Origin of the sequence: Bifidobacterium biavatii DSM 23969 (genome assembly GCF_000741165.1) — a bacterium.
Taxonomy (GTDB): domain Bacteria; phylum Actinomycetota; class Actinomycetes; order Actinomycetales; family Bifidobacteriaceae; genus Bifidobacterium; species Bifidobacterium biavatii.
Map to the genome: position 1 here is coordinate 288,050 of NZ_JGYN01000004.1, position 12,390 is coordinate 300,439.

Genomic DNA, 12,390 nt, shown 5'->3' on the forward strand with positions numbered 1-12,390 from the left:
CCGGAACACGCGGCGTCGTGTCCGCATCGCAGAACGCCCGCCCCAGTCAGTCGTTGTCGGATTGGTCGGGCACGCCGCCGTCGCGTAGTTCGGCGAGGATCTGCGTTTCGGTTTTGTCGAGCGCCGGCAGTTCGCGTTTCGCCTCGTCCTCCTCGCGCAGGTAGTACAGTGTCGCGTCGATGCATTCGAGCGGCACGCGTTCGATGATCGACAGCAATAGCCGGTACCAGTCGAGTTGCACGAGCTTGCGTTCGATGTCCTTGGGTTTGACTGGCCGGTATCCGGTTTTCCAGTCGACGATGGTGTACCGTTTGCACTGATCCGTCTCGTCGAGTCCGCCGTGGAACACGGCGTCGAGTTTGCCGTTGACGATCGCATCGCCGATGCTCGGAATGGCCGCGACGATCTGCCGTTCGGCCCATGCCGGGCGTCGTTCGGCCCATCGAGATTCGACGAGTCGGCGCTGCCAGACGGCAAGATCGCGTTCCTTGGCGGGTACCGCGTCGCCGGATGCCTCGCGTTGCCGGATGTCCTGTTCTCGTTTGGCGAGGTCGTCAATCATCGTTTCGCGAGAGACCGTGACCGGCGCCGTACCGAATGTCGGATCGTCGACGGTGTCCGCGGACGATCCGAGGACAGCGTCGTCGATTGCGCCGTCGATCGAGTCTTCTCCCCACGCGTTCACGAACCGTTCGGCCCACGAGTGGAACAGCGTTCCCGCCTCCGCCAAAGGCGAGGCGACCTTGGGAATCGGCCGGACGATGCCTCTCCACACCTGACGGCGTTCGCTTTCGCTGAGCTGTCCAGCCCGGGCCTGCAGCGAGGTGACGGATTGGCGACTGTTGCCGAGTACGCGCAGGGCCTGCGTGCGCACGTATTCGTCGAGCTGTTTGGCGTCGTCGAATTCGCGCGGCATAAGATCCGGGTCTGCGGTGAGCATGCTCGCCCTGCCAACCAGCGAATCCCGATCCGGCATGTTGCCAGCGGCGGGGGCATCGCCGGACGGATCTCCGTGCATTACAACCGCGCGGATCAGTCGGTCGACCACATTCTTGGACAATGCCGCCGGCCATGGCAGTGTCGCATTCTCGTCGTGCGGTTCGAGCGGCGCGGCCCACGCGGCTTCGACCACCAGCCGCTCATAGTCGGCGGCGTGCTCGCCGACGAAAAAACCGTCCGGGCGGGTCGCTTCGATGTCGTCAAGCGACGGCATGACCGGTGAGGCGACGTTCGCCGGTGCTTTTCGATCCTGCGATGCGGACGCCGCGTGTTTGTTTGAAACCGATGCGGGCGTATCAGGCATATCAACCGTATCGGTCGTATCCGCTGCGGCTTCGCTGTTGTTCTGTTCCTTGCCGTTGGCCATCACCAGATCGGCATGATGGCACAGCGAGTCCCGTACTTCGGACCAGAATACCGACGGTTTAGCCTCGTTGGGCTTGCGGCCGGGCCGATCCAGAGTCGATCGCGGGTCGCGGTCTGCGCTCGGGTACCGGCTGTAGGTGAGCAACGCGTCGTGTCGGGCGCGGGTGAGCGCCACGTAGGCGAGCCGGCGTTCGTCGGCAAGCAGTCGACGCCCGTATTCCTCGGATTGAGTCAGATACCAGCCGTCCGGATCCACCGTGTCCATGTCGTCGATGTTCTTGCCGCGCAGGTCGCCGTAGATTTCGTCGTCGATGACTTCGACGTCGTCGAGCATGTCCAGCGCGTCCTGCGGGTCGCCGCCGGGTTCGGCGTCGTGCGGGAAGCGCGGCAGAATGCCAGAGTCGACGCGCACCGGCACGGGCACGGCCGCCGAATCGTCGAGCCATGTTGCCACTGTGGCCTGGTATTCGGGCGGCGTCCATGAGCCTTCGTTCATGCCGCCGGCGTGGTTTTCGTCGGCGGCGATGTGCAGCCGTCCCTTGCTGCTTGGGAATGTGCCGGCGGCCATGCCGGCCACGGCTACCGCATCCCATTCAAGTCCTTTGGACTGGTGGATGGTCATGAGCACCACGTCGGCGGGGGTGTCGGGAGTGGCGGCGTTTTCCTCCTCGACGGAGGCGAGCGAGTCCGTCCATGCCATGAATCCTCGCAGGGTGGGAGTGCTTCCTTCCACGATTTCACGCGTGAACGTGTCCACGAGCGAGATGATCGCGTCCACGCCGGACCGGGCCGCAGACGGGTCCACGGCCCGGTCCGGATGCGCGACGGCTTGGGCGACGATCATGTCGATGTCGAGCTCCAGTGCACGCACCGCGGTTTCGATCACTTCCGCAAGCGGATGATTCACGGCGGCCTGCACAGTGCGCAAGGCGGCGCCGGCCCGCACGATTGTTGACCGCGCCTGTTCGTCAAGGCTTGACTCTGCGGCGACGAGTCGGGCCAAATCCTTGCGTTCCAGCAGATCCGCGAGGAATACGGCGTGCGGCACGCGATCGCGGTATTCGCGCACGACCTCCGCAGCATCCGGCGAAACCGATGCGTCCGTCAGGCTTTCGTCATCCGATTCCGAACCTGCCGCATCGACCAGTTCCGTATCGACCAGCCCCGCTTCGACAAGCGCCCGATACCGTGCCTGGGTGTCCAGTCGCTCCGCCAGTCGCGCCAATGCGGTGAGTCCATCCGCGGACAGACCGTATCGGGGTGTGGCGAGCAGTCGCATCAGCGCATTCGTGTCGGTATGGTCGGCGACGGCATGGAGCAGAGCAAGTAGGTCGCGTACGTCGGGCCGTTCCAGCAATGCCGAATAGCCGACGACCAGCGTGGTCAGTCCGGCGCGTTCGAGTCCCTGCGCGAATTCCGCCATATGGGTTTTGGCACGGAACAGCACCGCCACGTGCGGCTTACCGTCCGGGGAACCGGCAGTCGCCGATTCGGTGTCCGCGGATTTGCCGTCCGAAGTGTCTGCGACATCGGTTTGCGAGCTGTCGTCCGCATTCCGGTTGTGGTCCGCGTCACCGTCAGCATCGTCAGCCGGGACCGTCCCAGACGCGCCACCGTCCGTCCGTGGATCATGCCGGTATCGGGCGATTGCCGCTTTCGCAAACCTCGCCACCGCGTCGATTTCCTGTCCGAACGTGGTCAGGCCGAGTACGCCAATCGTACCTACAGGCGCATCGTCCATTGCGGCAAGCGGATCGACGTCCACTTCGCGCATGAGCGAACTGCCGGCGCGTCTTGGCGCAACGCGCAACGGCGCGGTCAAGTTGTTAGCAGCCTCGAGCACGACTCGCGAATTGCGCCGGGTCACGCTGAGCGGATGGGGCCGGGCGTCCTTCCCCATTCCGAAATCATGCTGGAACATGCGAAACGCGCCGGGGCTGGCGCCTCGCCATGCGTAGATCGACTGGAAGGGGTCGCCTACCGCGTTCACCGAGGACCGCTCGCCGGTTTCGGGATGGAACAGCGCGGCGAGCAGCATGGCCTGCGTGGTGGACGTGTCCTGGTATTCGTCGAGCAACACATGCGTGTACCGCCGGCGGTATCGTTCGCCGATCGACGGGAACCGGGATACAAGCTGGTATGCAGCGACGGTGAAATCGCTGAATTCCGCCATATTCTGGCGTCGCTTCTCCTGCTCGTATTCTTCAACGAGCGTGAGCAGCACGTCTCGGCGTTTCGCGGTGTCGCGCAGCGCGGCGCACCGCCATACGCACAGATCATGCAGTTCGGCGCGGTATGCGTCGCGTTTGGCCGCATACTGAGCATCGGTGTCCTTTTTGGCGCGGCGCGGCGCTTTCGGCTTCGGTTCCGCTTCCGGCACCGGATCATCGCCGATCGCCTTGTCGAGACGTCGGACAAAGGCCTCATCCCATGCGCGAATGCGGCCGATCGCCTTGTCCACGGTTGCAGTGTCGCCTCCGATCATTGCGTTGCCGATCGCATGCGACAGGTCGAGCACCTTGCCGACCACGGCGTTGAACGATCCGTAGTCGTCGGCGAGCAGCAGATCAGTGTGCCTGCCGACCACGGTGGATGCGAGCTGGATCGCGCCGGCCTCGCTCAATGGCTGCGTGTTCTGGTCGAATCCGACGAGCAGACCGTACTGGCGCACGATCGACTGGAAGAACGCGTCGTAGGTGGACACTTCCGGTTTGAGGAACATCCGGCGACCGTCTGAGCTCCTGTCGCCCGTCACGGCCGCCGAAACGCGGTTCAGGAGCTCGCTGGCGGCCTTGCGCGTGAACGTGAGGCCCAGAATGCGTTCCGGGGAGACGCCTCGTTCGATAAGGCTGATGATGCGCCGGGTCATCGTGTAGGTTTTACCGCTGCCCGCGCCCGCGACGACGAGCACGTCGGCTTCGGCTGGAGCGCCGATCACTTCGGCCTGTTCGGGACTGTCGGTGAAGGTGACCGTGTTCATGCCTGCCTTGTCGTTCATGCCTGCCTCGTTTCAAAAATGGTGTCGATACGTCCCGCACATGCCGGACAAGCCGACTTCAGCCGGCAGAATCGAACGTGCGCGGCCTGCGGATGAACGATGAGACGTTCGCTGCGGCTGGCGGCCGCGGCATAGAAGACACGGGCGATCATGGTCAACGCCCAGATCGCTTGAGTGCCGCGCAGGGAGAGGAACCGTTCCCATACGCGGGCGCTTACGCCGCTTGGCGGATCCAATGGCAGTTCCGGCACGTCCGCGAGTTTCGCCATGTCTTTGTAGAAGTAGCGCGGCGTGTATGTCGTGTCGTTGAGACGCCCGGCGGCGAACAGTGCCGGCTGGTACAGGCTCTCCGCCCCGTAGCTTTGGGCGGGCGCATTGTTGGCGGAGACGTGGAACAGGCAGCTTTGCGCGATGTCGGGCATGGCTTGCAGCGCCGCCGCACCTCGAGGCCCGCCTTCGGGGAACGCAAGTCCCAGCTGGTAACACACCAACTGCAGGTCGTTGAACACGGCCTGGGTGGACGGCACGGCTCCGGTTTTATAGTCGATGAGCCGTACCCGTTCCTCGCCGTCCGGCAGCATGCGATGCTCCATCCGGTCCATGCGCCCGGTCAGTCGCACGGTAAGTCCTTCGCGCATCGCCTCGGGCCAGCCGCCGACCAACGCGCCCATGATGGAGGCCAGTTCATCCGGTCCGATTGGATCCGCGTCGTTCATCGCGTTGTAAGCGGCCGCAATGTCCGCAAGGTCGAACAGTGCAGCGAACGATCGTTCGCATTCCGCCGATGTCAGCGTTCCGACGGCGAAGTTCTTGACGTTGCCGGCCGGGTAGGCGCCGCTGTTCGACGAGACGAAATAGTCGGCGATCCTGCCGAACACGGCTTCTGCGGTCGCGTCCTTGCGCGCGGCATCGTAGCGGTCTTCGGGCCGCGCGATGACGGCCGGATCGGATTGCAACGCCCGGTAGAGGTCCATCATGTCGTCCCGCATCCGTTCGATGCGCGCGTCGGCGGAAAGGTCGGCATATGTGTCCGGCAAGTCAAGCCCGTTGTCGCTGGCCTGCCGGGCCACCTCGTGGACAAGAGATCCGAACGAGGTCGACGTATTGCCGGCGCGGGGGCCTGCGAAACGGTTTTCCATCAACCAGCACACGGGACAGGCCCAGATGCCGTCCACTGCGGACGGCGACAACGTGACCGTCACGATTTCGGGACCGTCCGCATGCCGGGCGGTTCCGTTCCCATCATTGCCGGAAGCCGGCGTCGTGGTGGCGTGATGAGGTTCCGGACGCTCTGCGTTCCCTGCCTTGATATCGCAGCAGGTCGCCGTGACCGGGGAGTCGACCGCACTGGTGGGCCGCCCTCGCATTGCCGCGATCTGGTCCGCGACGAAAGGCCAGCGTTCCGGCTGCGCCTCGGCTATGCCGTTATCGGCGAGCAGCCGCAGCGCGGCGATCGCATCGTCGTTTGCGGGGGAATCCTCCGGTTCGACGGCGAGCGTCACGCGTGCAGCAGTGACGAGTCCGCGCGGCGTCGCGTCGAGTCCGGAGTATGGGTCGCCTTGTCCGACATCCGTGTACGGCAGCCGCGTCTGCTGGGTTGTGCGGTCGAATCGTTCCGGCAGGTATGCGTACAGAAAGTCCGACGGGCTGAGGTCGTCGTTGGAGACGGCGCTTATCGCCGCGTGTTCTTCGGCACGGGTGAGCGCGACGAGCAGGCTCTTCTGCTCGCCGGCCAACACGGTCGCCAACTGCGGGTCTCCCCCATGACCTGGCACGTCATCCGCGAGCGCGCCGGTGAGCATGACGTCGGCAAGGTCCTCGCCGCCGAACATCGTGTTGCGCGCGGCGAGGTTCGGCCATACGCCCTGCTGCATGGCGGGGATCCAGACCAACGGCCAGTGCAGTCCGGCCGATCCGGCCGGGGTGGTCAGCGTGACGGCTTGATCGATGGGAGCGATTTTTGCCAGCGAATCGGCTTCGATGCGCATTTCGCGCACCTGTTCGATGAATCCGGCGAGGGTTTTGGCCGCTGCCGATCCGGAGGCATAGTCAAACAAGCGCATCGCCGTGTCAAGGCGATCGTTGGCGGCGCGCCCAGCATCGGTGTTGTTGAGCGCCTCTCGCTGCCAACGCCGCGCCACGCCACAGGCGTCCCAGGCCAAGGCCAGCGCGTGCTGGGGCTCGTATGATGCAAGGTCGTGCAGGCCGGCAGTCACGGTGCCGATCAGCGTCCACACGCGCGCAAACGCGGTAGCATGGGGGCCCTTGCCGCAGACCGATCGCACGGCATTGATCACGGCGTCCGTGTCCGAAAATTCAAGCATCAGGTACAGGGCCTCCATGCCGAACGGCATGTCGTCTCCGGCCGCGGATTCGGCGTCCACAAGACTATCGTCCGTATCGATCCCGTTAGCGGATCGGGCCTGACGCACCGTGTCGCGCAGAACGTTCCACTTGCGGATCAGTCCGGACAGCGACCGTTCCGTACCATCAGCATCAGCGTCCTCATCGTCGGCAGCAGGCGCGTCAGCTGCGACGACATTCGCCGGATCCCCGTCATCAACGGCATCGCCTTCGTCGGCCTGTCGCGTGTCGCCGTGTTCCGACAGCACGCCGGCCAATGCGGCGAGCGCGCCCATCGCGGATTCCGCGACGGATAGTTTCGCCGGATACCCCTCATGATCGTTGCCGCCGCCCACGCTGATCAGCGGGCAGTTCATAATCATGGCTACGCGGGAACGCACGTACACGGCCGCGGCCGACAGGCTCATGCCCAGCTGGTCCGGAGTCGTGTCACGCAGGCGTGCCAGTTCGAGCAGTGCGAACAATCCTTGCACGAACGGTTCGTCCTTGAGCGGCCGGGTGACGGACGAATAGCGCACGGGCACGCCGTCGCGCCGCAGACGTTCGCCCAACCGTCGCACGGTGGCGTTGTCGTGCGCGATGATGGCCATGTCGTTCCAGTTGCGATGGTCGGCAAGATGCGCGGTTTTGATCTGCCACACGACATCTTCAGTTTCGTCGGTCGTGCTGCGGTACAGGGCCGCGCCGAAACTGCCGTCCGATGCCAGGTTCGTATCGGAGACGACTGTGATCGGCAGACTGCTAGGCAATTGCGGAAGTTTGCCCGGGCGCATCGGCAGCGGCAACGGTTCCTCTTGCGGTGAGCTGATCGACAGCGAAATGCGGGACGCCACAAGGTCACGGTACGTGTGGCCGGTTGGATGATCGGCTGCATGTCCGTTCCGATCGCCGGCACGATCCATCCGGGCGCGCTTACCACCAACGGCATTGGTTCCGCATTCGGTCGTCTCGGTTCCGCCGGCCGCGTCTTGGCTCGGCCGATCCGGTTGGACGCGCAGCATGGCCGCATGCAAGCGTTCTCGCAATTGCGCGAACAGATATTCGGGGTGGGAGCCGCGGAACGCCTGCACGGATTCGTCCGGATTGCCCGTCAGCACGAGGCGCGTCCCCCTGGCATGCAGGGCTTCGAGGAATGCGAGCCCGGCGAGCGTAAGATCCTGGCAGTCGTCGATGACGACCAATCTCGGGAGCTCCGACGGGTCGGCGTCGTGCGCCGCGTTGATGCCTTCCACGAGCAGAAGCGACGAGTCGAGGCGGAATTCGCCCGGATACGAGTCGCGTATCGCGGCCGCGTATTCGTCTCGCAGAGCGAAGGCCAGCCGCCATTGGACGTGCAGGCGTTCCGTACGCGGAGACCAGGCGGACAACGTTCCGAGCAGCGCGGCCTCGTTGGATGCGGACGCACCGAGTTCGTTCATACGGGAAAGCATGTCTCGCAACTGTCTGACGAATTCGTCGTTGACGCCTCGCGTAAAGCTTGTCCCGTCTCCTCCCGCATGATCAGGCATCCCCTGTTCGACGCCGTCGTCTCCGGTCATGACGCCGGACCAATCGTCCACAGCGAAGTATTCGCGCAACAACGCGCATGTCGCACATGGTTCGCCGGCGCGTACATGTCTGACATGCGCATCGACGACACCACGCAGCAGTGCGTCCTGCTCAGCGCCGTTCAGCAGTTTCGGCCGGGGCAAGCCAAGTCGGGAACGCACTGCGGCGATCAGCCGGAAAGCGATGGCAGGCAGCGTGGTGACCGGTCTGGCCTGCGACATGGCTCCGGTCTGACGAATGATCTGATTGGTCAAGTGATCGGCGTTCTGCCTGCCGGATACGGCCATCTGCGCCGCTTCTCCGCCGAATTCGCCGATGCCGCATCGCAAGGCGTCGAGCGCGAACGCGGTTTTACCGCCGCACGGCGGTCCTGCGACCAACAGCACGGGAGTTTTGCCTCGTATCACGGCGTTCATCGCATCTTCCGGCGTGACTACTACGGCCTTTGCGCCTGTGCCCGTGTTATCGCTATCGGAATCGGCATGGCTGAAACCGTGGTCGATCGGCAGGTCAATCAGTTTGTATCGTGGCGCTGTCGTCATGTTCCCGTTCATGGGCTCCACCCTAGAGTCCGGCCTGCCCGTCGTCTTGTCGCGCCGTGTTCCCGTCATGTTCGCTCCCCTCGACCGCTGGCGTCGGCAGGTGCGCCGTCCGCCTTTGCCTTCCTTAACCGGACAAACCGCACGTCGGCGTGTCGCAGCATGACTCCGCGGGCCAATTACGGCCAGTGAGTTCAGACAACGTGCACGGCCGCCGACACGTGCAGATATCACGTGTCGGCGGCCGTGCGAAGCCGTATGTCGGCTCAACCATCGTCCGTCACCTGTGCCCATGAACGGACACAGCAGATCGGACGCATGTTCAGTCGTTGAGGAAGACGGTCATTTCGTTTTCGCCGCGGTTGGCCCACGCGAAGTACGGGATGAGCGTGGCGGTGACCGGCTCGCGCTTTGCGGGCGTATACGGCGCGTACAGCGGGGCGAACGCCGGGGATTCCGCACTCGCGCCGGCCGGAACCGGCTCGCGCCACGCGGGCACCTCAAGCTTGACCATGTCACGGGTCACCTGGTCGACCTCGCCCTGTCCCTGTTCATCGATGCCCTTGGCACCCGCATGGAATGCAAACGGCACCGCCTTGACGGACGCCAGATCGTTCAGGATGGCGGCCACGTCCGCGTGCAGCAGGTGCAGATTCGCGCCATTGTCCTTCTCTTCGGCGCAGAACGTGATCGGGCCGCGCACGAACGCGACCTTACCCACATCCTCACGCACCATCGGATTCGCGGCCAGCATACGCACCGGCATCGGGAAATCAAACGCAATCTCATCACCATCACGCCACTCACCCGACAGGTACACGTAGCCGTCACGCACCTCGCGCGTCACGCGACCATCCCGCTCGCCGGACGCCTTGATCGCGACCGCCGGATCATCGCCGGCCCAGCCCGGCAGACGGAACGCGAGCGTGAACTCAGCCGGCGCGTCCAGTCGCACCGCGACCGTGCCGTCGCCCCGCCACGGCAGGTTCGCGGCCACGTCCAACGTCACCTCCGCACCGTTCAGCGTCGCCTTCGCCACGCCGCCCATGTACAAGTGCGTGTACAGCGTGGACGCATCGTCCGCCACCGTGTACGCGTACTCCTGCACCGACTCGACGATACGCGCGATGTTCGGCGGGCAGCACGCGCAGCCGAACCACTTCTGACGCACCGGCTTGACATGCCAGACACGATTATCCTTATGACACGCCTCCGGATACACCTCGAGCGGGTTGACGTAGAAGAAGCTCTTACCATCGAGCGCCATGCCGGCCAGCGTCGTGTTGTACAAGGCCAGTTCCATCACGTCCGCATACTCGGCCTTCGGCGCGATCTCGAGCATGCGGCGGGCGAAGAACGCGAGCGAGATCGCCGCGCACGACTCCGAGTACGCGGAATCGTTCGGCAGATCGTAGTTGTACGAGAACGCCTCGCCGTGCACCGTGCCGCCGATGCCGCCGGTGATGTACAGCTTCTTGTCGACGATATTGCGCCACAGCGTCTCGCACGCCTTGACCAGCGTCGGATCGTCGGACAGCTTCGCCACGGCGGCCATGCCCGAGTACAGGTAGCCGGCACGCACCGCGTGGCCGACCGCCTCGTCCTGCTCGCGCACCGGCTTGTGCGCCTGTGCGTACGGGTAGTCGAACGTCCAGTCGGTGTCGGAGTAGCCGTCCTTCTTGTCGCGTTCGCCCTCGTAGCGGAAGTAGTTAGGTTCGGTGCCGCGCTCGTCGATGAAGAACTTGGCGAGGTCGAGGTACTTCTTCTCGCCGGTCAGGCTGGAGAGACGGGCGAGCGCCATTTCGGCGATTTCGTGGCCCGGATAGCCTTTGAGCTGGTCCGGGTTCGGGCCGAACACCTCGCCCACGTAGTCGGCGAAGCGCTCCGCGGCCTTGAGCAGCTTGTCCTTGCCTGTGCCCTCGTAGTAGGCGATGGCGCCTTCGATCAGGTGACCGAGGCAGTACAGTTCGTGGTGCCAACGCAGGTTGTGGAAGGCACGGTCCATGCCGTTAAGGATGTAGTACGTGTCGAGGTAACCGTTGTCGAGCTGCGCGGCGCACACGATATCGATCGCAGCGTCCGCGGTCTTCTCGAGTTCCGCGTCGGGATGCTGGGTCAGGCTGTAGCCGACCGCTTCGATCCACTTCGAGAAGTCGGTGTCCTGGAACACGAAGCCGTAGAACTTGTCCGGATCCGGGTGGGCCGGATCGTCGGGCTTGGATTCGAAACCGCGGTAGGTGTAAGCCGGCGGCACAAACTTCTTGCCTTCGCCCTCCTTGCGGGCGTTCTGGGCAGCGGCGGCCTTGAAGTTGTGCATGCAGTAGCTGGGCGCGGCGCCGGGCACGTTGTCGTTGAGCGCGTTCCACTGGAACGGGATCACGGCCGTGCGCACCAGCTCCTGCTCGGTGTGCCAGAACGGATCGGTGACGGTGACGTTTTTCAGCGGCAGCGGTTTGCTGTACTGGGTCATGGTATCTCCCTTGATGTTGCGAACCGATTGTTTGCGATGACATGACTACTCTACGGCTCTGGGTGCGGGATACCAGGTGGATTTTTCGTTGCTCAAGTGGAGAAACCGGTTTTGTTTGATCGCCTGACGTCTTTCCTCGGAAAATAAACGTTTTACATAAAGACGCCCACTCGTTTACTCGATTCATTCACGTCAGGAAAGGATCCACTTGCATGGAATGTATGGAACCATTCGGTTTTGGCTCCTTTAGCATGACATCGACCCCGGTATGGCCGGTCTGCTAGCCATAATGTCACGCTATAAAGCTGATTTGCGTGACATCGGTCCCAGTATCTCCACCCTGTTCTCGGCAATGTCACGCAAAGTGTCGTAATACGCATGCGGGTCATGTGATGGTATCTGACGCATATTTTCCATCGTGTGATGGGTTCATGGTTCACGGGATGGTGGTGTCTCATGGTTTGCCATCCCGTGACCGGTAGCCGGCTGGTTTGCAGGTCACGTGATGGCATGTAACGCATATTTCTCATCTCGTGACTGAGGTCATACTCACGGGATGGCAAAAGCTCGTGTCTTTCCGCTCTATGCTCGCCTGATGAGCGGAATGAAGGTCACGCGATGGTGTTTAGACGGTTTTTGTCATCATGTGACTGGAATCACGGTCACGGTATGGCAGAAGCTGGTGGTTTTCCATCGCGTGAATAATGCTTTTTTGGTGTGGGTATGGTAATGGCCTCGGGAGCATTGTGCTCGACCGGGGCCATTCATATGTGTTGATGCGGCGGTGTGCTACTCTCCCACACTCTGTCGGGTGCAGTACCATTGCCGTGCCAGGCCTTAGCTTCCGGGTTCGGAATGGAGCCGGGCGTCTCACCTGGGCCATGACCGCCGCAAATCTTTAATTAACAGTTAAACAAGCATGCTCGTTTAACCGGTATTCGTGATGGTTTGGGAACCGGAGAGTGAACGCGAGTGTTTTTCGTATGGTGTTGATCGTGTGATCGTGAGTATTCCTTGTCACCTCACAAGATCTTGCATGGTATCGATGCGTGTCACACTCATACGAGTGTGCATAGTTGGTTGCTGTTCCCTGTTAGTACCGGTCA

General features: G+C 63.2%; 4 protein-coding genes and 1 rRNA gene. 1 reads left to right on the forward strand and 4 read right to left on the reverse strand.

Annotated elements, in window-relative coordinates:
- Positions 1–46 precede the first annotated feature (46 nt).
- On the reverse strand, positions 47–4,345 hold the full coding sequence (locus BBIA_RS02425; RefSeq protein WP_033493095.1) for an ATP-dependent helicase: 4,299 nt from the start codon (positions 4,343–4,345) through the stop codon (positions 47–49).
- 14 nt (positions 4,346–4,359) lie between these two features.
- Positions 4,360–8,145: a PD-(D/E)XK nuclease family protein gene (locus tag BBIA_RS02430; protein ID WP_238548404.1), complete on the reverse strand. Its 3,786-nt coding sequence runs from the start codon at positions 8,143–8,145 to the stop codon at positions 4,360–4,362.
- 78 nt (positions 8,146–8,223) lie between these two features.
- Between BBIA_RS02430 and BBIA_RS14760 the strand changes: the two genes are divergently transcribed.
- Positions 8,224–9,006 (forward strand): hypothetical protein, encoded by a 783-nt coding sequence (locus tag BBIA_RS14760; RefSeq protein ID WP_238548405.1) that lies wholly within the window; start codon positions 8,224–8,226, stop codon positions 9,004–9,006.
- A gap of 130 nt (positions 9,007–9,136) precedes the next feature.
- On the opposite strand, the gene BBIA_RS02435 is transcribed toward BBIA_RS14760, so the two are convergent.
- Positions 9,137–11,284 carry a glycoside hydrolase family 127 protein gene (locus BBIA_RS02435; RefSeq protein WP_033493030.1) on the reverse strand — a complete coding sequence of 716 codons (2,148 nt, stop codon included), beginning with the start codon at positions 11,282–11,284 and terminating at the stop codon, positions 9,137–9,139.
- A gap of 776 nt (positions 11,285–12,060) precedes the next feature.
- Positions 12,061–12,177: ribosomal RNA gene (gene rrf, locus BBIA_RS02440) — 5S ribosomal RNA — on the reverse strand.
- Between the last annotated feature and the right edge of the window lie 213 nt (positions 12,178–12,390).